Origin of the sequence: Trichocoleus desertorum ATA4-8-CV12, from assembly GCA_019358975.1 — a bacterium.
Taxonomy (GTDB): domain Bacteria; phylum Cyanobacteriota; class Cyanobacteriia; order FACHB-46; family FACHB-46; genus Trichocoleus; species Trichocoleus desertorum_A.
This window is the reverse complement of record JAHHIL010000058.1, coordinates 1-23,348: the sequence shown is the minus strand read 5'-3', so window position 1 is coordinate 23,348 and position 23,348 is coordinate 1. Positions and strand designations below refer to the sequence as shown.

The 23,348-nt window shown below is 49.0% G+C and carries 17 protein-coding genes and 1 tRNA gene; 10 read left to right on the top strand and 8 right to left on the bottom strand.

The window, feature by feature from the left end; genetic code table 11:
* Positions 1–147: 147 nt before the first annotated feature.
* Both KME12_24560 and KME12_24555 read right to left on the bottom strand, forming a co-directional pair.
* On the bottom strand, positions 148–1,344 hold the full coding sequence (locus KME12_24560; protein MBW4490950.1) for a tetratricopeptide repeat protein: 1,197 nt from the start codon (positions 1,342–1,344) through the stop codon (positions 148–150).
* Positions 1,345–1,677: 333 nt separating this feature from the next.
* Positions 1,678–2,754 (bottom strand): peptidoglycan-binding protein, encoded by a 1,077-nt coding sequence (locus KME12_24555; protein ID MBW4490949.1) that lies wholly within the window; start codon positions 2,752–2,754, stop codon positions 1,678–1,680.
* A gap of 205 nt (positions 2,755–2,959) precedes the next feature.
* On the opposite strand from KME12_24555, the gene bchH reads away from it, so the two are divergent.
* The 4 genes from bchH to KME12_24535 all read left to right on the top strand — a co-directional run bounded on the left by bchH (position 2,960) and on the right by KME12_24535 (position 9,227).
* On the top strand, positions 2,960–6,793 hold the full coding sequence (bchH, locus tag KME12_24550) for a magnesium chelatase subunit H (GenBank protein ID MBW4490948.1): 3,834 nt from the start codon (positions 2,960–2,962) through the stop codon (positions 6,791–6,793).
* A gap of 317 nt (positions 6,794–7,110) precedes the next feature.
* Complete coding sequence (locus KME12_24545) at positions 7,111–8,073, top strand: hypothetical protein (GenBank protein ID MBW4490947.1); 963 nt, start codon at positions 7,111–7,113, stop codon at positions 8,071–8,073.
* Between the two features lie 306 nt (positions 8,074–8,379).
* Positions 8,380–8,781 carry a hypothetical protein gene (locus tag KME12_24540; protein MBW4490946.1) on the top strand — a complete coding sequence of 134 codons (402 nt, stop codon included), beginning with the start codon at positions 8,380–8,382 and terminating at the stop codon, positions 8,779–8,781.
* Positions 8,782–8,789: 8 nt separating this feature from the next.
* Positions 8,790–9,227 (top strand): HNH endonuclease, encoded by a 438-nt coding sequence (locus tag KME12_24535; protein ID MBW4490945.1) that lies wholly within the window; start codon positions 8,790–8,792, stop codon positions 9,225–9,227.
* A gap of 134 nt (positions 9,228–9,361) precedes the next feature.
* Here KME12_24535 and KME12_24530 read toward each other — a convergent pair whose 3' ends face one another.
* Both KME12_24530 and KME12_24525 read right to left on the bottom strand, forming a co-directional pair.
* Entirely contained in the window at positions 9,362–9,544 is a 183-nt protein-coding gene (locus KME12_24530) for a hypothetical protein (protein MBW4490944.1), read from the bottom strand.
* Between the two features lie 26 nt (positions 9,545–9,570).
* A complete protein-coding gene (locus KME12_24525; protein MBW4490943.1) occupies positions 9,571–10,857 on the bottom strand; it encodes a hypothetical protein in 1,287 nt (428 codons plus the stop codon).
* Between the two features lie 323 nt (positions 10,858–11,180).
* On the opposite strand from KME12_24525, the gene KME12_24520 reads away from it, so the two are divergent.
* From KME12_24520 to KME12_24500, 5 genes are all read left to right on the top strand, one after another.
* Positions 11,181–11,396 (top strand): hypothetical protein, encoded by a 216-nt coding sequence (locus tag KME12_24520; protein MBW4490942.1) that lies wholly within the window; start codon positions 11,181–11,183, stop codon positions 11,394–11,396.
* Positions 11,397–11,532: 136 nt separating this feature from the next.
* A complete protein-coding gene (gene gshA, locus KME12_24515) occupies positions 11,533–12,684 on the top strand; it encodes a glutamate--cysteine ligase (protein ID MBW4490941.1) in 1,152 nt (383 codons plus the stop codon).
* A gap of 351 nt (positions 12,685–13,035) precedes the next feature.
* On the top strand, positions 13,036–13,500 hold the full coding sequence (trmL, locus tag KME12_24510) for a tRNA (uridine(34)/cytosine(34)/5-carboxymethylaminomethyluridine(34)-2'-O)-methyltransferase TrmL (protein MBW4490940.1): 465 nt from the start codon (positions 13,036–13,038) through the stop codon (positions 13,498–13,500).
* A gap of 826 nt (positions 13,501–14,326) precedes the next feature.
* Positions 14,327–16,723, top strand: coding sequence for a peptidoglycan DD-metalloendopeptidase family protein (locus tag KME12_24505; GenBank protein MBW4490939.1), 2,397 nt, complete (start codon positions 14,327–14,329; stop codon positions 16,721–16,723).
* Positions 16,724–16,916: 193 nt separating this feature from the next.
* Positions 16,917–16,989 (top strand) — tRNA-Met (locus tag KME12_24500).
* Positions 16,990–17,081: 92 nt separating this feature from the next.
* On the opposite strand, the gene KME12_24495 is transcribed toward KME12_24500, so the two are convergent.
* The 4 genes from KME12_24495 to KME12_24480 all read right to left on the bottom strand — a co-directional run bounded on the left by KME12_24495 (position 17,082) and on the right by KME12_24480 (position 20,634).
* Positions 17,082–17,375, bottom strand: a complete 294-nt coding sequence (locus KME12_24495; protein ID MBW4490938.1) for a hypothetical protein — start codon at positions 17,373–17,375, stop codon at positions 17,082–17,084.
* Between the two features lie 136 nt (positions 17,376–17,511).
* On the bottom strand, positions 17,512–17,991 hold the full coding sequence (ruvC, locus tag KME12_24490; protein ID MBW4490937.1) for a crossover junction endodeoxyribonuclease RuvC: 480 nt from the start codon (positions 17,989–17,991) through the stop codon (positions 17,512–17,514).
* Positions 17,992–18,013: 22 nt separating this feature from the next.
* On the bottom strand, positions 18,014–19,138 hold the full coding sequence (bchI, locus tag KME12_24485; protein ID MBW4490936.1) for a magnesium chelatase ATPase subunit I: 1,125 nt from the start codon (positions 19,136–19,138) through the stop codon (positions 18,014–18,016).
* Between the two features lie 92 nt (positions 19,139–19,230).
* A complete protein-coding gene (locus KME12_24480) occupies positions 19,231–20,634 on the bottom strand; it encodes a protein kinase (protein ID MBW4490935.1) in 1,404 nt (467 codons plus the stop codon).
* Positions 20,635–21,840: 1,206 nt separating this feature from the next.
* Between KME12_24480 and dapB the strand changes: the two genes are divergently transcribed.
* The gene (gene dapB, locus KME12_24475) at positions 21,841–22,668 is read left to right on the top strand and encodes a 4-hydroxy-tetrahydrodipicolinate reductase (GenBank protein ID MBW4490934.1); all 828 of its coding nucleotides are present in this window, start codon (positions 21,841–21,843) and stop codon (positions 22,666–22,668) included.
* Positions 22,669–23,348: the final 680 nt, after the last annotated feature.

Here is a 23,348-nt window from a genome sequence, read left to right as displayed (position 1 = left end):
CTTTAGTAAATTTTAGTAATTATCAGGACTGACCTGCCACTAGCCTTAGGCATAGAGCCAGTTGGCATAGCTACAACTAGTTTTGATAGAGGTAAATTTTGATAGAGGGAATAGAGGCATGTGTTGCCATGCCCCTGCTTAGTCTGGTTAGGAATTAGCCCCTCTCAGCACACAAATCCAATCAAGCAAGAAAAGATTGCCGATTTTCTCGGCCAGCCCATAGGCTTCTTGATAGAAATCTTGGGCCCAGTCTGGCTGTTCTAATTCTGCCCACACGGCACCAATATTAGTCAGAGTGGTAATTTCGCCTGTACGATCCTGCAATTCTCGGTAGAGCAGCAAGGATTGGTTGTAGAACTCCAAAGCTCGCTGGGGCTGCTTCAGGTCTCGATGGGCGAAACCAATATTGTTGAGCGTGGTGGCTTGTCCGGGGCGATCGCCTAATATTTCTCGAATCCAGAGAGCTTGGTGATAGAAGTCTAAAGATTGGTGCAATTGGCCCGCGTCTCGATACGCAAAGCCGATGTTGTTGAGGGTGGTGGCTTCGCCAAAGCGATCGCCCAAGTCCCGCCGAATCAGCAAAATTTGGTTGTGAATCAGCAAAGCTCGCTGGGGTTCACCCAAATCACTATAAACGGAGCCAATGTTGTTGAGGGCTGTGGCTTCTCCAGCGCGATCGCCCAATTCTTTTTGGATCAGGAGTGCTTGTTTAAAGTATTCCAGCGCTTTACGGGGCCGACCTAAGTCGCTGTAAGTCAAGCCAATGTTGTTGAGGGTGGCTGCTTCCCCAGCGCGATCGCCAAGTTCACGACGGATCGGCAGAAGTTGATTGCACAAAAGTAAAGCTTGCTTGGGCTGGCCGAGACGAATGTAGGCTAAGGCAATACTGTTGAGGGTGACAGCTTCAATCCGGCGATCGCCCAATTCACGAAAAATCACGAGGGCTTGGTTAAAAAACTCCAAAGCTCGTTGGGGTTCTCCTAGCTGGCTATAAACAGAACCCATATTGTTGAGGGTGGTGGCTTCGCCAAATAGCGGTGAAGCGATGTTTGGCTGAGGGATTTTAGCTTGTGCTGCTGATAAAGACGCGCCCAAGGCTCGTTGCAGCACTAGGGCTTGCTGAAGAAATCCCAAAGCTTGTTGGGGTTGCCATAAGCGAATATGCGCCAACCCGACTTGGTTCAGGGCGATCGCTTCTTTGGTTCTGTCTCCTAGCGTTCGGGCCAACTCCAAATTCTGCTCAGAGAGGGTTAGGTACTCTCGAAACTGGTTATTGCTATAGCAGGCGATCGCTTGGTTACGGTACTGTTCCCATGCCTGTACAGGACTTGAAGGCTGCTTCATTAATGCGCTTCCGTCGTTAATTAGGTGAGCTGACATTACTGCCTTCAGCTTTGCCTGTCAGGGATGTGGAGAAGTGATGCAATAGTATGCGTGGGATCAGGGCACTTTATAAGGATAGGAAGTGACCAATTCCCGTATTTTTACATACTCAATGCAACATTTGAGGTACCCTTTCAGTTCGGCGAAACCAGTGTCATCTATCTTAGGGCATAGAGACGATTTAAAGCATCCGCAGGCAACAGAAACATACCTTAGCGGGATCGACTAAGGCTTCAGGGAAATTTTGTTTCTGGGTTTATTGCTGATTGAGCCCTGAGTTATTAACCTAGAGTTTTAGCCACCATTGACTGACCAGTGCGGTGGGTCGCCTAGCAGCTTATAAACTCCGTAAGAAGCCCCCACTTTCATCAAGGTGGGATTCTCGCCATTTCGGGGAGCCCCAATGTTCACGAGTTGCCCGCTACTGTCTCTGATTTGCAGCGTCCCTTCCCAATTGATGAACCAGTCGATCGCCAGCCCTTGGGTATGTAGCGATCGCAACGCTACAGGATTCGTACCAATCCCATAAGCATCAATCATTTGCTGAGCCGCTTGCACAGAGCCAGCATTGGTGTAATGTACCCAGTCAATATCCACCCCCAGCATGGCGGTCACATCTTGAGGTCGAATCTGGGAGCGACTAATTTTGGCGGCAAAATGCATCAGGTAAGCTCGCTCTGGGGGACGTAGCGTATTAGTAATGTCTAATTTTGCCCCTGCGACTCGTAAAGCTTTTTCGAATGCTTGAGCTCGCTGCCGAAACGGTGAAGCTAAATCTTCAATAGAATTGGTTGCCAGAAAAAACTTCACCCAATGGGGACCACTCAAGCGAAATCGCAACTTTTTGGCATAGTCATCAATGAATGCGATCGCCGCACTGAAATCGGTTTCGAGTTTTTGTTTGGTCGTGGCAGTCAATTGCTGTTGCAAGTCATCGCGAAACCGCACATCTCTCTGCTTGTAAACTTGGGCCAAACCTCTGCTGCTGAGGGGACCAAAATCGCCATCCACGGTGAGGGGAGGGTCGAGTTGGGCGATCGCGTTGAGACTGTTCTGTAGGTCTTTAACTTCTGCAACTCCAAAGTTCAGATAGCTCAACAACAGAGCAGACGAGAAATTTGGCACCTTAAACAAAAAGCCTTGCTGTAGCGCTAGAGCATAGGTGGTGTAGTCTACAACGCCTGTCGCAGGTAAGTTATTTTTTTGTTGATAGTTGCGTGTGGCTGTATCAGTCAACCTACTGAAGTCTTCGTCTACTGCTCCGAGCACAAACTGAGCCCCTTTCAGAAAGCTTTGCCAAGCCCCCACTGCTGGCCCTTCAGACCCGTTCTGGAGTACAGGTAATTCTAAAGCAGCAATATTAAATGTCATAAATTTCACCGGACGCTAGGCAATCCAAAGGTTGTCATCTATAAATATGCGTTCAACTCTACTGCACTCCTTTGATAAAACTCCAGACGATCAAAAATTGATCACAAGCGATCGCCAATTCCCTTAGAACGGCTCTGCTTAATCAACCCCAAACTGAATAGGGCTTTTATGATCAAGGAGAGGAGTTCACGGGTTAACTTTGGGCATGCAACGCATTGTATTGATGGCTGGGTTTGAGTCTTTTAATGCGAATCTATACCGCAAAGCTGCTCAACTGGCGCAAGCTCGTTGTCCAGAGTTAGAGATCTGCGTGTTTAGCGATCGCGACCTCACCACTCAATCAGAAGCGATCGCAGCGGCTCTGCAAGGAGCGGATGTCTTCTTTGGCAGCTTGTTGTTCGACTACGACCAAGTGCTGTGGTTGCGCGATCGCGTGCAGCAAATTCCGATTCGCTTGGTGTTCGAGTCAGCGCTGGAATTGATGAGCTTAACCAAGTTGGGCGACTTCGCCATTGGAGACAAACCCAAAGGGATGCCCAAACCTGTCAAATTTATCCTCGACAAGTTCGGTAGCGGCAAGGAAGAAGACAAACTAGCAGGCTACCTTAGCTTTTTGAAAGTTGGCCCCAAACTCCTCAAATTTGTCCCGATTCAAAAAGTTCAAGACCTCCGCAATTGGCTGATTATTTACGGCTACTGGAATGCAGGCGGCCCAGAAAACGTCGCATCCATGTTTTGGATGATCGCCGAAAAGTATCTCGGTTTAGCGATCGGTGAAATTCCTGCGCCCATCGATACTCCCAACATGGGGCTGTTACACCCCGACTATGCAGGTTATTTTGAGTCTCCCCAACAATATCTGGATTGGTATCACTCTTCTAATAAGGCTGGGTTGGGCGATCGCTCATCGGGGAAGGGCAGGTTTAGCTATGAATCTTCAGCCTCCCAGCACAGATTTTCTACAAAACCCGCCCCTACAGAGCAACCCGCGCCTAAAAACGCTAATCTCCCTGTTGTTGGCATCCTTCTCTATCGCAAACACGTTGTCACCAAACAACCTTACATTCCTCAACTCATTCGCCACTTTGAGCAAGCAGGTTTGATTCCGCTGCCGATTTTTATTAATGGCGTGGAAGGGCATGTGGCGGTGCGAGATTGGATGACCACTAGTCACGAGCAAGAACAGCGATCGCAAGGCCAAATTGAGACTCCATCCCTCTCCAAAGAAGCGGTGGCTGTCGATGCGATTGTCTCTACGATTGGCTTTCCCTTAGTGGGTGGCCCTGCGGGTTCAATGGAAGCAGGTCGGCAGGTAGAAGTGGCGAAGCGGATTCTCAGCGCCAAAAATGTCCCCTATATCGTCGCGGCTCCGCTGTTGATTCAAGATATTCACTCTTGGACTCGGCAAGGGATTGGTGGGCTGCAAAGTGTGGTGCTGTATTCCCTGCCCGAACTCGATGGCGCGATCGATCCGGTGCCTTTGGGCGGTTTGGTCGGTGAAGACATTTATCTGATTCCCGAACGAGTTCAACGCCTGACTGGACGGCTGAAGCGCTGGATTGAACTCCGCCGTACTCCGCCTAGCGATCGCAAATTGGCAATTATTCTCTACGGTTTTCCCCCGGGTTACGGAGCTGTAGGCACTGCCGCTTTGTTGAATGTGCCGCGATCGCTGCTGAAATTCCTCCAAGCGCTGAAAGACCAAGGCTACACCGTGGGCGACTTGCCAGAGGATGGCGAAGAACTGATTCGGCAGGTAAAGGAAGCCGATGAAGTTTACACGGATCATGAAGATGCGCCCATTACCTTGGTGAGCGATCGCCAGCTAGAGAAATGGCTGGGCTACCTAAAAACCAGCCGCATCGAAAAACAGTGGAAGTCGCTCACCAGTAGCGGCATTAAAACCTATGGCAATCAGTTCTGTTTAGGGGGCATTCAACTTGGCAATATTTGGATTGGGGTACAGCCCCCGCTGGGTATTCAAGGCGACCCCATGCGGTTGATGTTTGAGCGCGACCTCACGCCCCACCCGCAGTACGCCGCTTTCTACCAGTGGTTGCAGCACGACTTTCAAGCCAATGCACTGGTCCACTTCGGGATGCATGGCACCGTAGAATGGCTGCCTGGTTCACCGCTAGGCAATACAGGCTATTCCTGGTCAGACATTCTGCTAGGCGACCTGCCCAATCTCTATATATATGCAGCGAATAATCCCTCCGAGTCAATTTTGGCAAAGCGGCGGGGCTACGGCGTACTAATTTCTCACAATGTGCCGCCCTATGGTCGCGCTGGACTCTACAAAGAATTGGTGACGCTACGGGATCTAATTGCGGAATATCGCGAAGACCCCACAAAAAATTATGTGCTTAAAGAAGCGATTTTGAAGAAGATTGCCGACACGGGCTTAGATACCGATTGCCCCTGCGGCGAAGCCAAAAAGCTAGGCATCTCCCTGACCACAGAAAATGCCAAACTCTTCAGCGCCGAAGTGTTCAATCGGTATCTGCTGAAGCTATACGAGTATCTGCAAGTTTTAGAAAATCGCCTCTTCTCCACGGGGCTGCATACCTTAGGAGAAGTCCCCAATGCTGAAATCTTAGCAGGCTATTTGAACGCTTACTTAGGTGAAGAATTGCCAGAACAGGCGATCGCCCAAGTTGTCACCGGAGCCGATTTCAAATCTTTGACTCAACAATTTGACCTCAATGGCAAAACTCCTAAACTCGAAGCTGCTATCCAGGTTCGAGACTTACTCGCCCAAACCTCCGACGAGTTAACCAACTTATTGCGAGGCTTAAACGGCGAATATATTCCCCCCGCTCCCGGTGGTGACTTGCTGCGGGATGGTCCTGGCGTATTACCCACAGGTCGCAACATCCACGCCCTCGACCCGTACCGAATGCCCTCCGCTGCCGCCTATGAACGAGGCCGAGCGATCGCCCAACAAATCATTGCCCAACACCTGCAAGAACACCACGCCTACCCCGAAACTGTCGCCGTCATGCTCTGGGGCTTAGATGCGATCAAAACCAAAGGTGAATCCTTGGGCATCTTGCTAGAACTCGTCGGCGCGGAACCCGTTAAAGAAGGTACAGGGCGAATTGTCCGCTACGAACTCAAACCTTTAGCCGAAGTTGGCCATCCCCGGATTGATGTGCTCGCCAACCTCTCTGGCATCTTCCGCGATAGCTTTATCAATATTATTGAACTGCTTGATGACCTGTTCCGTCGCGCCGCCGAAGCCGACGAACCTGAAGAGCAAAACTTTATCCGCAAACATGAGATCGCCCTCCGAGCCCAGGGTGTAGAGAATGCCTCAGCCCGCTTGTTCTCCAACCCTGCCGGAGATTTCGGTTCCTTAGTCAACGATCGCGTGGTCGATGGCAATTGGGAATCGGGGGACGAACTGGGGGATACCTGGCGCGATCGCAATACCTTTAGCTATGGTCGGCAAGACAAAGGCCAAGCCCGTCCCGAAATTCTCGACACGCTACTCAAAACCACCGAGCGCGTGGTTCAAGAAATCGACTCCTTAGAATACGGCCTCACCGATATTCAGGAGTACTACGCCAACACGGGCGGCTTGAAACGAGCTGCCGAACAAAAACGCGGTAAAAAAGTCACCACCAGCTTCGTGGAAAGCTTCTCGAAAGACACTACCCCCCGCAGTTTGGAAGATCTGTTGCGCCTGGAGTACCGTACCAAACTCCTCAATCCCAAATGGGCCGAAGCAATGGCGGCGCAAGGTTCCGGTGGCGCGTTTGAAATCTCCCAGCGCATGACCGCACTAATTGGCTGGGCTGGCACTGCCGACTTCCAAGAATCTTGGGTCTACGACCAAGCCGCCGACACCTACGCCCTCGACCCAGAGATGGCTGAGAAACTCCGCCAAGCCAACCCCGAAGCTTTCCGTAACATCGTCGCCCGGATGCTAGAAGCCAATGGTCGCGGTTTCTGGAATCCAGAGCCAGACAAACTCGCCCAACTCCGCCAACTCTACGAACTCACCGATGAAGAGTTAGAAGGCATCACGGTTTAGTACCTTGCGGGCGATCGCTCTTTTTTAATTAAGAAAAGAGGGGCGATTTCCTCCACACGCTTTACCTTTGTATCTAAGAATATGCGGAAAGATTCGGGGTATCTAGATTAAGCAGCATGTTATGCAGAAATGAGCCTACGCAAGTGTAAATTTTGAATTTCAGGCCGAACTATTCCGCTTATCCACCCAAATTAGGATCTTAGGCGGCAATTTTCTGTCTGTTAATAGTTAGCCAGCTTTGCCTACACCTCACTGTAAATGGATAAATGACGGAACATCGGTACGTTTGGCGGAAACTAGATCACCCCCAATTTGCTTTGGCATATCAAATTAGTGAGCGTATAGCAGGGCGGCAGTGGGTTGATTCCTCGATTTTTACTGATATTCGATTCGGTAAAGAAGTCTTGGTAGCGTGTGACTTTTCTGGCTCTCATTCTGCTGCGAAATATGAAGCTTTTGCTTTTTTAGTTGGAGCAATTGGTGGAAGTGCGAAGTGGATGGAAACGAGAAGCATTGTCCGAGATCGCTTTCTGCCTAACAATCGACGTATGGCATATAAGTCGCTTAACGATGCTATACGTCTACAGGCTCTACCATCTTTTCTTGAGGCTGCAAACAACTTTCCTGGTAATTTGGTGGTTTTCTTAATCAGTAAACAAATCAATAACCTCTTTGCTGATCCTGGCACACCAGGCTTTCTGCCTGAGTTGGTAGTTGCAGAACGAGGATGGAAGAAAAAATCCTTTCAACGCCTATTGCTTGTAGCATCTCTTGGTTCGTTACTTGTATCTTGTTTGTCTGAACCTTTACAAGATATTTTGTGGGTTTCAGATCAAGATGAAATTGCCGCAAATGCTGAAAAGCATAATCATGCTGGTCATGTTATCCATCATTGCATTAGCAGGTATGCACCTAATCACCGAGGTTTATTGGTGTTTTTGACGACTGAAGGAGATTTGAACACACGACAACTTGAAGATATTGTGGCAGTACCGGATCTTGCCGCCGGGGCACTCGTTGATGCACTTTCAATATGTGATGAGCTTAAACGAAGTTCAGATGAACGCCTTTGGATTCCGATTTCTAGTGAATTATCACCAAAAGCAAAGACTATCTTGCAGTGGTTCTCCGATAGTTCATTTCCCTTGAAACGATTGGTAGTTGTTTTAGATTCTGTTGAGGATGCTATCCAAGTTGATGCATTTGTCCCTATTGCGTTAAAGTCTCCGTTATATTTGCCTAATAACGTGAATTCTAATGAGGTTTTTCTTCTTCGTTGAGGCTTTCCCGTTAGGGCAGGCTAACAAACGTGGTGCAGCGGATTTTAGAATTCTGGTTGCATTGTAAAAGTTACTAGCAACCGGTGAGCGCGATCGTTGAGCTGCTTCGTCTTTTTTGGGGTAATAGCTTGAAGTGGGATTGCTAGTGTTCGCAAGCTGATGGTTAAGGGCGATCGCTCTTTATTTACTTGAGAGAAAAGGGGCGATCCCTCTTGCTTAGAGTACTGGATGCACTATTGGGCACTTCCTAAATGCTTCTAAAAACAAGCTTCTATAATTACACCAACGCTCCTATTTTTAGCGGCTATGGCGCAAATCACCATCGACATTCCCGACGACCTTGCTCAACAGCTAGCCCCCTTTCAGAATCAGTTTTCTAGCCTCTTTACTCAGCTCATCGCCCCTACGCTGCTAGGTCAACCGACCCAAAACCCAAGTACCCCCGACCACAACCTGATCAGTACCTCTGGCACCTACCAAGAAATTCTCGACTTCCTCATCAGTCGCCCGACCTCAGAGCAGATCATTCACTTCAAAGTATCTAACGCTTCTCAAAACCGACTGCAAACCCTGTTGCAAGAAAATCGTGAAGCATCCCTGACTGCCGCAGAAATCGCAGAGCTAGACCTTTATGAGCAGTTAGATACCCTGATTGCCTTCCTTAAAATCCGGGCTTATACCACCCTCAATACAGCTCCCAAAAACTAGCATTACGCATGAGCGACTACATCCCGGCATCACTTCGCCAATTAGTCAGCCAGCGGGCATCGAATGCTTGTGAGTACTGTTTGATCCACCAAACCTTTTCTATTTATCGCCATGAGGTTGATCACGTTGTCGCTCTCAAGCATGGTGGACAGACAACCGCAGAAAATTTAGTGCTGGCCTGCTTACCCTGTAATCGCCACAAAGGTTCTGACCTTACCAGTCTCGATCCAATCACAGGCGAGATTACCCCCCTTTTTAATCCTCGCACCCAAACTTGGTCAGACCATTTCAAGCTCGAAGGAGGATACATCATTGGGCTAACTGCTAGCGGGCGCACCACAATCTTTTTGCTAAAAATGAATGAAGCAAGCCGCCTCCAACTCCGACAAGCTTTAGCTGCCCAAGGACTTTACCCAGAGCCACCCCACGATCTTCAAAATGTCTAACAAAGCATAATTAATATGCCTTCCATAGCAATTCAATAATCAGCGATAGAAGGCCCAATCATACTGAGATTTGCTAAAAAATGATGGATTGCTAGTTGAACGGTGGTAGGTAAAGCGATCGCCCCTCTCACCTCTCAACGTCCTTCTTTATATTCAGTGGCATACTCCATCACACACATAGTGGTGTAGGCAGCATGAGATCCACAGGCTACTCCAGTCATACGGTAATCGGGCTTGAGAATGGATTTGCGGTGGCCGCGATCTTTGACTCCATCATCGATCAATAGTTGTATGACATGCCACTTGGCATGATTCATCGGGCTGTAGCTGATGTTTTCACCTATCAGTCCTTTCCAGTGCCATAGCGACTAATCCGCTTGTCTGGCTTGCTGCCATCAGTGCCATAGTGTCCAGCTTTTCCAGCAGGCCCTAAATCGTTTACATGGTCTTTTGCTCCCAAAGACATTCCTTTAGAGAAACTCAAAACGGATATCGGTTTAGTAGCTTTCAGGGCTTGAACTGCCTCCTCGACAGCGCTGACGCCCTCTTCCGTTTCCATCGGAGTTTGCCCTGGTAACTTTAGGAGTTTGCCATCAAAATATTGCTTCAAATTTTCTAGCTCAGCAGCATAGGCAGCAGGATTGGCTCGGACTCGATTGGTTTCCTCAAAAATCGCTTGCTCTTCTGGGGATAGATAACCTTGTGGAGAGCTAAGGGTAGTTGGGTTTGGAGCAGGAATTGGCTTGGTAACAGCTTGAGATTTTGTTTTCGGCTTAGTTGGGGTTGCGATCGCCTCGGCCACCGACACTGCTGGTTTTTGAGCTGGTTTGGCCGTCTGTCCTGGGTGCTCGCTCTTTGGCTGAGGTATGGGTGCAGATTGAGCCTTGGATGCTGCAACAGTCCCGGATTTCTCGGCATATTCCGCTGACGACTCAATCACACACATCGCGCCTCTGCTGGCATGAGGCCCACAAGCTACACCAACGAAGCGAGTTTTAGGATTGAGCAATTCTCCTCGCAAACCTCGATTGGGATCGCCGTCATTAATGATCAACTGCAAAACTACAGCGGCGTCTGTCTTTTTACCGTAGCTGAGAAGCTCGACAAATCCACCTTTAAAGGTGCCATAACGTTTAACGCGATCGCTTGGACTGCTGCCATCAGTACCCACACTGCCCACCACGCCTTGACCTCCCGTATCAGCTACGTGATCTTCAGCGGCCTGGGACATACCCACTGATAGGGTTATAGGGGGTAACGGCTGCATGGTTCGAAGTGAGGCGATCGCATTCGTCAAACCTCCCACACCTTCGCGTGTGCGAATTGGATCTTCTCCGGGTAAGGCTAAAACCTGACCGTCATAGTATTGGCTTAGACTTTCTAACCAGGTTGCATAGCCTGTGGGATTGGTACGAACGCGGTTAATTTCTGCTAGCACTTCTGAAGCGAGGGCAGTTGAGCTAGGAAGCGCTTGAGCAAGATGCGTAGGAGTGTTCGGTGAGACTTGGAAAGGAGTTTCAGCGATCGCTGGGGTGAATTGCCCAAGGATTAACAAGGCAGGTGTCGCTGCGGCAAGTGCGACTAACCAGCTGAGAGGTGCTGTCGTACCTAAGTAACCCCAATAGCGCATAGCTGACCTCAATAATGCTGAGTTAAGAGAAAATCTGCTCAGCACTATATCAGTGACTTCTTAATAAATCCTTGTGATTTTTACTACGTTTATCAATTTCATAGCAAGTAGAGAAATCTTGTAAAGACTTTGAGAAGTCAAGCTGCTAGCTGATATCGAATCAGTCATTACCAAAATAAATAGACAGCACTTTTTCTACTCAGTACGTTAGTGAAAAGGCTATCCTGTTGGCCTAGCTACATTTAAGCCCTGAGATAGGGATTCCTTAGGCAGACCGAGTCTAAGCTGAGGCATACAAAATTGTTTTAGTTGAGGAAACATTTATGCCAGGCGGTCATGCTAGCCATAAAGGCGCTTCGATCAAACCAAATACAAATGCGAATGGTGTCATTGATGATGCGAGTAATGTAGGGGTAGACCCGGAAGCACTCCTTGAGCAACCAGAAGGATACCCCTTTGATGCCCAAGGTCAGGGAGAAGAGGAAACTAACCCTGTGGCCCTTGAGCGTGGCCCTAACCCCTCCGAGGACGCAAAATAAGCGGAATTCACGGTAGAGCCAGTAACATCCTGCTCTACCGCGCGAATTGCTATTTTTTTAGCTAGGTATCGCTTCATTTCTCCTCTTTCCTTGATACTAGATAAAGAAGACTGCCTAGCTTCGTTGAGGAAAAGTCGTGCTGCTATCAAAAGGTTTTGAAGTAGAGATGTATACAGGGACCCCCCAGGGTGACGTTGTGGGGTTGTCTGACAAAATTGTGGCAGCCTTAGATGGGTTTGTCCGAGAGCCTGATAGCCGCAATGTTGAGTACACCACTGCGCCTCTATGTCGCTACGAGCGGTTACTCGGCGACTTGGTACGTCCTCGCGTGGCACTACGACGCTATCTCAAGCAGTTGGGGGACTACACCATCTTCCCAGGTAGCACTTTGTCCTTAGGTGGCAGCGATCGCTTTTGCCGATCCGATTCGGGCAATCCTTACCACGGCTATATTGAGCGCACTTACGGCACCAAGGTGGTCACAGCCAGCATTCACATCAACGTTGGCATTGCTGAGCCAGAACTGCTGATGCGAGCTTGCCGTTTGATTCGCTTAGAAGCTCCTCTCTATCTGGCTTTGAGCGCGTCTTCTCCCTTCTTGGACGGACAAGCGACAGGCTACCACTCTACTCGTTGGGGACTCTTTCCTAAAACTCCCGCTCATGTACCCCTATTTGAAAGTCATGCTCATTTCATTCAGTGGACGGAAGCTCAGCTCGTAGCTGGCACGATGCAAAATGTCCGTCACCTATGGGACTCTGTCCGCCCGAATGGCGATCGCCGTCCTTACAATCTCAACCGCCTCGAACTAAGAATTTGTGATTTAGTTTCGGACCCGATCGCCCTTCTCGCCATTACGGCTCTTTTAGAAGCCCGCTTGCAACAGCTCATTGCTGACCCCAATCTCGATCCGCTCACATCTAGTACCTTACCCGCTACAACTCGCGCCGAAGATTTGATTGAACTGACGAATACTAACGAAGCTGCGGTAGCCCGAAACAGCCTAGATGCAGAGCTTAGACATTGGCAAGACGGCAGAACAATTTTGGCGCGAGATTGGATTGAGCAGCTCTATCAAGAAATATGGCCGATCGCCAAGCAGCAAGGATTTAGTTGTTTTCTCCTACCGTTGAAAAAAATCTTGCGAGAAGGAAACGAAGCGCAACAGTGGCTAAAACTCCACGAATCAGGACTAGATAGCCGTACGGTGATTCGCCAAGCAATTCAAGCTATGGCAGAACAGGAAAAAGCCTTGGAAGTAGAGTTGTGCCAACCGCTGGCCGCTTAGTCCTTTAAACAAGCCCTTCGCGCTTCATCCCTGTTTCGTACTCTTCTCAGTTGCTAGGGCTATGACTGAGAGAGACAAGACTGAATGATTGGGAGTTCTAGTGCTGCTTTTGGGCCTTGAGATAATTCTTTGCGATCGCAGAACTGAAGTGCTGCGAATCATCTACCTACAACCAAGGCCAAGAATACGGACAAACTATCGAAGATCCGAATCGAAATCACGTGCAGTGATCAGGATCTTTAATTAACCTGCTCTTGAGCCAAAACTATTAAAAAAATATATAGGCTCCTCTATCTTATGATAGATTTTTTGTCGATCTGGAGCCGCTGCATTTTTGGAAATCATCTCCTTATGCCTCAAGTTGTCTTAGTTCATCCGCAAATTCCCCAAAATACAGGCAATATCGCTAGAACTTGCGCTGCTACTGGCACAGAGCTGCATTTAGTTGCCCCATTAGGCTTTGAAATCACCGATCGCTACTTAAAGCGGGCTGGGTTGGACTACTGGCCTTACGTTAAGTTGCACTATCACAGTTCAATGGAAGTTTTTGCAGCCCAGGTTGAGCAACGGGGAGGCCAGCTACTAGGCTTTAGCACTCGTGGAAGTTGTAGCTATATTGAGCATCCGTACCAATCGAACGACTGGCTTTTATTTGGCAGCGAAACTCAAGGATTACCAGCAGAGGTTCTAACGACTTGCGATCGCCTGCTCCGCATTCCTATGGCAGAACCTCAGGTTCGCAGCCTGAATCTATCCGTTAGTGTAGCGATCGGACTATTTGAAGCTCGTCGCCAATTGGGCCACCTCAACTTTTAGCAACTTCGCCAGCTTAAAGTAAGTTAGCGGTTTCAGTTTAAATTCTTCAACCCCTTAACTTCTGCATGGCTATTGAGTAGTTTTTAGGTGCGTATTACTTAAACTCTTTACTAGCAATCAAATGTAGTTGTAATTTGGCCCTTTGAGTGTCTGTAGTCAACCAAAATCATTTCGTCGCATAAAATACCAAATCTATCCGGAAGCGATAAGAAATTCCTATTAAAAATCTAATAACATTGCTCAGTCAGGGGGATAAATTTCAATCATTTTGCCGATTTCTTATCCTGTTTCGCGCTAAAAACTCTGTAGCAATCAAAACAGACAGGTACGTCTTTGAGAGCTTAAACCTCAAATTTTAGTTACCTTAATTTGGGTGCATGATTGTACGGTTGATGTTCCTCAAAAGTTCACGTAGAGTTCACGTCTGTAGTCAAGTTGAATGCTGTACCAAAGCTCAAAGGCGGCTTCGGAGAACCGTAATCCTCGCGCAATGATGAATCCCTACTTCCAGACAAGCAACCTAAACACCACACTGGAGCTAGCAATTGATAGGAGTGAGTTAAACTTCTGTTTAATTAGCCTGATCAAGAAAAACAGCAACTCAATTCTTGAGGCTGCCAAACCCTTGATAGATCTCAAAAAATCCACTCTTGAATTTTTTGTTAAGTAGTGTAAGCTTGTCTAAACCAAAAAAGCAGGGTAATCTTGCCTAGGTGTAATTGCCGTCAGTGATCTTCGTCCGCTCTCAATGTGATTTGAATCATTGACCGACGACAGATTGAGTGAATTGAGGACAGTTAAGCGCTGGTCATTAGGAGGTCGTTCTTTGAAACGAGCATTTCCGCAGAAGGTTAAGCCTGTTCTTCCCTACATGCTAGAAAGCAACGTAGGTGATGAACAAAGCAAGCAGGGGCCGACCGAGGTCAATCGTAAGGCTTGTACCTCTGCTGCCATGATTGGATTAGCAATCTCGATGGGTGCGTCCAGTTTATTACTGCCCCGGCAAAACGATCGTGCTGTTGCAGCAGAACCGTTGACTGCCGAACCCTCGGTTGCAACCGTTCCGGCTTACGAAGTTGCAGCTCTCTCAGCTACCCCAGAAATCGAGACAGCAGCTACACTGCCTGTGCCAGAGTCTTCTGCTATCAAGCATAGTGTTCAAGCAGGCGAAACCCTATGGCGAATCGCTCGACTCTATCAGGCTAACGCCACCGCGATCGCTACTGCCAATGGTATCGCACCCGGTGCAAGCCTACAGGTTGGACAGATTTTACAGATTCCTTCTGTCGCTGTTTCTACGTCTTATCAGGTTGCCTCAGCTCAGCTGGAACCTAGTTCCACTGCTGATCCCGCCGCCGATCTCCAAGTTGATGAGCCTAGCATTGCTTCCATCGATCAAGCTGAGATTTTGAAGGAAAAGCAAGACGTTGCTCTCGATCGCTTGAAGCAAAAGCGAGATGAGTTAAAAAATAGTTTGGCGGAGTTACGGTCTGAGGAAAGTCTAGGTGTCATAGAGGACAGCTCCACTGCTGCGACCTCTCCACGGTTTGAGACCGCAACTGCTGAAGCGCTGCAAGATACAGCCTCAGCAGAAGCAGAAGAAGCAGAAGCAGAAGCAGAGGTAGCTCTGAATCAGCCTCAAGCTCCTCAGGTGGCTGTGGCCACTCCAGAGCCCCAATTGCAAGGCAACGACCCAGCTGTCAAGGAACCCACTCCTGAAGCGAAGCCAGCCGTAGCTGCGACTCAAATGGCTCAGCTACCCAGCCCAGTCGGTGAGTCTAAGCAACCCGTGGCTACTCAGGGTACCAAAGCTCTGAATTTAGAAGCCGAGCCTCCAGTGATTCTGGAACCCCAAGCAATTCAAGCCCCTAGCTCTGTAACGATTCCAGAAGCAGTGACTGAGGTTGAAGGTGCTAACACGGTTGAGCAGAGCGCTTACCGCGTCAGCCTAGGGGATACTCTTGATGCGATCGCTCGAAATCATGGTATTTCCAGAGAAGAAATAATTCGAGCCAACCGAATCGCCAACCCCAACTACATCCGGGTTGATCAACTGCTAAAAATTCCTCAAGCTCAAGAGGATGTGCAAGTTGCTATTACCCCTGGTGAGTCTAATGTCTCTGTGCCGACGCTGGTTGCCTCTGTCCGTGATGTTCCTGTTCCAACGATTCCCGCTGTAGGGGGTAGCTCACCTGCTGCAAAGTCTGTTGTTTCTGAATCTCCTAAGTTTCAAGGTGCGATCGCGGCAGTTCCCAAGCAACCAGTCGCAGCCGAGAAGTCTGCGGAGATGCAGGAAGAAGTTAAGGTTGCTACAGCTCCGCTCAGTACGGCTCCCTTCTCCGATAAGCCAAGTCAATCAGGCACTTCCTTTGACCCTGATGCGAGCAACAGCCCTTACATCAACAACTTGAAGGCTGAGATTATCAAGCTGCGCGAAAAGTACCGCACGACTGGACAATCTCCAGCTCCCACTGCCCAAGCTTCCCAAGCTAATGTGCTGAAGGCTGTACCTACTATCGGCACTACTTCCTCCCAGAAGCAGACAGCTAGCTCAGTTGTGGCGTCTCGGCAAGTTAATGCTGAGTTTAGCCCTAGCCGCTACACCGAATCTCTGCAAGCAGAGATTCGCACCCTGCAACAAAAGCGTCAGTCTGGTCAATCTCCAGCTCCAGTCGCCGATACTTCAGTTAAGCCTGAAGCGACTCCCAAACTAGTAGCGGCAGCTCCCCTAGGCTCGGATGCTTACGATCCCCTAGTGAAGCCTCTAGTAGGACAAATGGTCTCACCCGATTTGCCACCTTTGGCTGCGGCTGATCGCTATTTACCCGAAAATGCAGCTAGCTTTAAGGGTTACATCTGGCCTGCCAAAGGAGTTCTTACTTCTGGTTATGGTTGGCGCTGGGGTCGGATGCATAGAGGCATCGATATCGCCGCTCCTGTGGGCACTCCGGTGGTTGCAGCAGCTCCTGGTGTGGTGATCACAGCAGGTTGGAATGACGGCGGGTATGGCAACTTAGTAGAAGTCAAGCACCCAGACGGTAGCATTACTCTCTACGCTCACAACAACCGCGTTTTGGTTCGTCCAGGACAACAAGTTGACCAAGGTCAGCAGATTGCTGAGATGGGTAGCACTGGCTATAGCACAGGCCCTCACTCTCACTTCGAAATCCATGCTGCTGGACAAGGTGCTGTCAACCCTATGACTTACCTCGCTAGCCGTTAGTCAATCTGGGATTGATTCAATACTCCATCGACAGTAGGAGAAGCTAAACCTTCCCCTACTGTTTTTGTCTTTGTAACAAGTAGAAGAAAAAGTTAAACAAATTTTTAGAATTCCTGCTAAGAAGGATAGCGATCGCCAAATTTTTATGCTATTTTAGTAAAGCGCAATCAGTTAAAGCTGTTTCAGGCAGTTCGGCTCAGTAGCTCAGTGGTTAGAGCAGGGGACTCATAAGCCCAAGGTCGCAGGTTCAAATCCCGCCTGAGCCATTTAAGAAACGACTAAGCAGTTTAGTAAATTATTGTTAAGCTATTACCAGGCGATCGCTGAAGCAGCTTAGTTAGCGATCGCCTAAAGCTTTTTACCTGTTTTTATCTACAGCTTGCCGAGAGCGGTGAGTATCTAGATTTTGACTGGAGTTAAATGTCGTTAGTTGTTGCAGCACACTATTCCAACGCTGACGCTGCCTTAACCACTCTCTGCAAGTCTCCTGCACTAGTTTGGCTTCTTCATCACTTAGTGTTTCGTCTGGTGGGTTAGAGACCAAAATCTTGGCCGCTTTTGCCGCCTTATGATATGGAATTCCATGTTTAACCAGCTCAGTATGGAATAACTCTTCTTTCTGTTTAGGGGATATTAAAAATTTTTCCTGCATGGGGGCTAAGCAACAGGGAACAAATTAACTTGAGTTGTGTTAACGCTCACAACTTTACTAATCTAGCCAATGACTCACATCTGCCTTTAGAGAGGCACAAGGCAACCTAGCAGTCTAGAAATAACGCGAGATATCCCTAACGCTGAAACCAAGCTGTCAAAGCCACGGCAAGGCCATCAGCAGCGTCGTCTGGCCTAGGAATAGCATCTAAGCTAAGTTCGCGCGCCACGGCTTGCTGCACTTCCTGCTTATCGGCTCCACCGTAACCTGTTAAGGCTTGTTTAATCTGAGCTGGAGTAAATTCCACACAGGGGACTTTGTGTTGCGCTAATACCAGCATCAAGACGCCACGAGCTTGGGCCACGGCAATTGTGTTGCCCATGCGATAAAAAAATAGCTTTTCAATCGCAACTAGGTCAGGTTGCCACTGATTTAGTAAGGTATGCAAGTCATCATGAATGGTGCAAAGGCGATCGCCCATTGCTGTATGAGCTGGAGTTTGAATTACCCCAAAATCAAGCAGGGTAGGAGCATGGTTGCCTTCGTCCCTACCCAAAATCATGCCGAATCCTAGGATCGCCAATCCGGGGTCTAATCCTAGGATGCGTTTTTCCATGTTTGCTTAGTGAGCTTCTCGTTTAGCGGGCTCTAGCGCCAGTGCCGTTAGTCGCAGCTACCGCTTCAGTTTCTACCTCTTCTAAGCCAAACACTCGATTGAATACTTTTGCCACTTTGTAGCCAGAGTCAATCGATTCTAAGGGGTCTTTGCGGAGGCGGTGGCGGAGGCAGAGGGTGACAACTCGGCGGATGTCATCGACTGTAACTTCAGTGCGGCCTTCCAGGGCAGCGATCGCCTTGGCGGCCCGGTTCGTCACAATATCACCCCGGAGTCCATCGACATCTAACTCAGAACAAACCTGAGAGATGTTTACACGCAAGTCATAGTCCATGCTGACAGACTTGAGGCGTTCTTGTGCTCCCACTAAGCGCTCTTGTAGCTCATCCTGCTGGGCCTGATATTGCTCTAGAAAAGCTTGAGGATTTTGGTCAAACTCAGTCCGTTGCTCTACGATTTGCACCCGCAGCGCTGGCTCTTTGACGGTGCGAATCTCGGCGTGCATCCCGAAGCGATCGAGCAGTTGGGGTCGCAGTTCGCCTTCTTCTGGGTTCCCCGAACCGACCAATACAAAGCGGGCGGGGTGCCGAATGGAGATACCTTCGCGCTCAACTGTGTTCCAACCAGAGGCCGCAGAGTCAAGCAGTACGTCTACCAAGTGGTCATCCAACAGGTTGACTTCATCCACATAGAGGATGCCTCGGTTGGCCTTGGCTAAAAGGCCAGGTTCGAATGCCTTAACCCCTTCTGAAAGAGCTTTTTCAATGTCGATGGTGCCGCAAACTCGGTCTTCAGTCGCACCAAGGGGCAAGTCAACCATGATGACTTTTTTCTGGGCCACTTTAACGCCCCCCTGCTGCTCTACCAGTTGTTTGACGGCATCGCTCATCAGTTCTGGATCGGTGGGGTGGCTGTTGAAGGGGTCATCTGCTACTACTTCAATTTCGGGCAGCAGGTCAGCCAAGGCACGAATGGTGGTGGATTTACCTGTGCCGCGATCGCCCATGATCATGACGCCGCCAATCTTAGGATCAATGACGTTCAGCAGCAGGGCCAGTTTCATTTCCTCCTGACCCACAATGGCTGTGAAGGGAAACACCAGGCGGCGAGTAGCTGATTTTGAATTTGGGCTAGCTTGGGCAGTCAGACTCACAGGATTACCTAGATCTTAAGAATATTTGATGACTGTCTCTCATTTTGCCATACAGCCTAGAGCTAAATTCACTCACACCCCTGGCATCAAGTCTCTAGCGCTTTAAGATCCCGCAAAACCTCGCCAGCAGATTGATATCGCTCGTTGAAGTAGTAGCAGACCATGCGATCCAAAATCGCCGCGAATTGCTCACTGACTTGGACCGACTCCCGCCAAATCACAGTACCCGTCTCAGGATTCGGTGAGAGTTGGTAAGGCATCCGCCCAGTCAAGGCTTGGATGGCGATCATCCCTAGCGCATAGACATCGCTACTGAGGCCAGGGTATCCAGCCAACTGCTCTGGAGGGGCATAGCCACGAGTGCCGATCGCAACGGTAAATCCTTCGTCTGGGGCATTGCCATCTGAAGTTCTGTAGTCCTGGGGCTGCATTTGTTTGACTGCTCCAAAATCAATCAAAACCAGTTGTTGATCGAGCTGGCGACGCATGATGTTGCTGGGCTTCAAGTCCCGATGAATTACATGCCGCTCATGCAGAAACGCCAAGACTTCTAAGATGCGCTTGAGTAACTCTACGACTTGAGCTTCGCTCAGTTGCGTCCCAGAAGGCAACTCCTCAGCGAGGGGATGACCCTCAATAAACTCTTCTACTAGATAAAATTCAGCATTTTCTTCAAAAGAGGCCAGAAGCTGAGGAATTTGGTCATGCTTTCCCAGTTTCTCTAAAATTTCAGCCTCCGTTTGGAATAGGCGTCTAGCAGTCTGCAAAAACCGAGCGTCGCTGCGGGCAGGAACTAAATGCTTCACGGCACAGATAGGATTACCTGGACGCTGAGTATCTTGAGCTAAATAGGTCAAACTGAAGCCACCGGATGCCAAAATCCGGTCAATTTTGTAGCGCCGACTCAACAGAAACCGAGAGCGATCGCTAACCTGGCTTTCTGTTGCATCTGCGGCATGTTGATCTAAAAAAGTCTGGGTATCGGCTTCAGTCACCTCATGGGGCTTGGTGCTACTAGTAGGAACATAAGTAGTCACACTCCGCCTAGTACTTTGGGTGGGCATCAGTGTAGTATCACCCAAAGTACTGTCCCCCCTAGAGGTATAGGTTGGGGTAGCCGAGCTTAAAAAAGTTTTTAATAAGGCAATGGTTTTCTCTTGATCTTCGGCTTGCTGCGCGATAGTTTTGCGCTCTTGATCTGAGCGGTAAGCAAAGTAAGCGATCAAACCACTCGATGTTCCGACTAGCGCGATCGCCGGAGCGACGAAGGGAATCCAGGCAGATCGGGTAAACCCAACCCAACAAACAAGAAATATCCCCCCGACTGCCACAGTGCAAACAACGCCGAGGTGGAGAGGATGCCGAATCTGCCAAGCTAGTAACGCTCCCACCACCGAACAGCCGACAATCCACAATATTTCTCCCCACTCTGGCCAAAACCAAAAAAGCGATCGCTGGCCTAAAGCAGCACTAAGAAATTGGCTCACCATATGAGCATGAATGACTACCCCAGGGACATTAGGATTCCCCTGCTCAACGGCGCTGTAGGGGGTCAAAAACAAATCCTTGATACTTGGTGCGGTCGTACCAATCAAGACCACTTTGCCTTTGATCCAAGCTGGGTCAACTTGGCGTTGTAATACCTGTGTCAGGGTCACCTGCCGCGCCACCTGTGATGTAGAGCGGTAGTTCAGCAAAACTTGATAGCCCGCTGCATCTACATTGACGTAGCCGCCCGAAGTGTTTTTTAGAGGAGTCAGCACAGCCCGCCCCCAACGAATAGCTTGATAGTTTTTCCAAGGCTGTTCTGGGGTGATGCCTCGACCCGCCAAGTACTTCAATGCCAGACGTAACGACAAGGAATACAACTCAGTGGCTTCACCTGTGGTGGCATTGGTGGCCTCATCTTGACCAAAGATGAAATTGCGCCGAATCACGTTGTCCGAGTCAGAAACAATGTCGTTAAACCCAACTCGTTCAGCCGGAACGCCAGGAGGAACTTGGGTCCGATTGTGAGCGGTATCGCCCAGCGTCGCGATCGCAATGACATTCGGCGCTTGGAGTTGCTGTAGCAGAGCTGTACGTCCCGGTGGCTGAGGAATTTCTCGCAGGATATCTAAACCAATGGCTGCTGGTTGGTGGCGCTGCAACTCGGCCAGGGCTTGAGCGATCGCCTGGTCAGAAATAGGCCATCTATTTTGAGCTTGAATGTCTGACTCGGTAATGGCAACCACGAGTAGGCGTGGATCGGGTCCCACATCGGGTTGTAGTTGCACCAAGCGATCGTACGCAGCTACCTCCAGATGCTGCCATCCCCCAACTTGCCGCACCCCCAACACCAGCCCTGTAACAATTACCCCCGCCACCAGTGCGGGTTGAGTCACAATCGCCATTAGCTGATGCCAGCGTCCTAGGCTAGGCCGTGTCAAACGGATTCGATGCGCCAGTTTAGAAATCACAGAGGTTAGCCATTAGCCACAGCGTTTACAAGCGAACCTTCACCCTGAAATTGCCGGAACTATATATTCTTTTCTCTTAACTAAATTTGCTCTCAATTAAAGCCACTTCCTTTAGTTATGACTTTATATAAACAAACTCTAACAGCTCTCCATGACTAACCCAGCCTAGCGAAGCCATCGAATCACTGCCAGTCGTTCTAAAATGCGCTTATTACATCCAGAGACACAATTTAGATCATGACAAGTCAACTTCCCATTCCGGTTGTGGTGAATGGAGCTGCGGGCAAAATGGGTCGCGAAGTCGTGAAGGCGGTTGCTCAAGCAACGGATATGACTCTCATCGGTGCGGTCGATCGCAATCCCAAATACATGGGTCAAGATGTGGGGGAAGTGGCTGGATGCGGTCCTTTAGAAGTGCCAATCCTGAGTGAATTCGAGCCAGTCCTGGCGATGGCAGGCCAAGAGAAACAACTAGGGGTGATGGTCGATTTTACGCATCCCGATGGTGTGTATGACAATATTAGAGCGGCGATCGCTTACGGCGTACGTCCTGTGGTGGGCACAACTGGCTTCAGCCCAACTCAGATTCAAGAGTTAGCCAAATTTGCTGACAAAGCGAGTACTGGATGCCTGATCATCCCTAATTTCTCCATCGGCATGGTGTTGCTGCAACAAGCGGCCATTCAAGCTTCTCAATATTTTGATCACGTCGAAATTATTGAGCTGCACCACAACCAAAAAGCAGATGCTCCGAGCGGGACAGCGCTACAAACGGCACAAATGCTAGCAGAACTCGGCAAAACGTTTAACTCACCAACTGTTGAAGAAACCGAAAAAATATCCGGAGCGAAAGGAGCCTTAGCCGATGAAGGAATTCGCATTCATAGTGTACGCTTGCCCGGTTTAATTGCTCATCAAGAAGTCATTTTTGGTGCGGCTGGACAAATTTACACCCTGCGGCACGATACGAGCGATCGCGCTTGCTACATGCCAGGAGTGCTGCTCTCAATCCGTAAAGTGATTCAGCTCAAATCCCTCGTTTATGGTCTAGAAAAAATTCTTTAGACCCAGCGAAATAGCCAAAAAAAATTGCCTGATCCCACAAGCCCCCGGGATCAGGCAATTCACCTGTAAAGACGCTTTCCTAACCAGAAAAACCAAACAAATTTAGTTGCCCCCTACTTGTTTAGCTTTTCTGAACGCCTTATTCAGAATTAAATTCATTCTGATATATATCATCCTGTAAAACTTCGAGGCAACTACGCAACTTTTAGACGGCAAGAGTTGAATTTTCCGCCCTTAAATCCGTAAAATCACTCTCCTCTTTTTTAAAGTTAAACTTACAAGCACTGGAATATAAAGAAAGGAAGAGGTCTGTCAATCACTGAAGGAATACTTTTTGGCTTACTGGTAGTCTAGAAATAAGTCTAGCATCTGAAAATAGAGCCTTATAGGGGAGGGTTAGTGCTAGGTTTTCTTCCCTCAAAAACTTCACAATGCTAGTCTCTTGACACTCCCACGGCTAAAGCACGTGGGATTCTTGGCTCTACGAAACCACTTAACCTAGAGTCCTTGCGTCATCTAGGCCAGAGGTGGGATTCTCCCCAAGCGTTACTTTGGGTATGCCCTACCCTAGTTGCATTGCTGCAAGTCCTGTTTAGCTTGAAACAAATATGCTTCAAAAACTGATTCGTCTAGTTCCTGTGAATCTTTTACCTGCTGCCAGGAGGAAGCTAGAACAATGC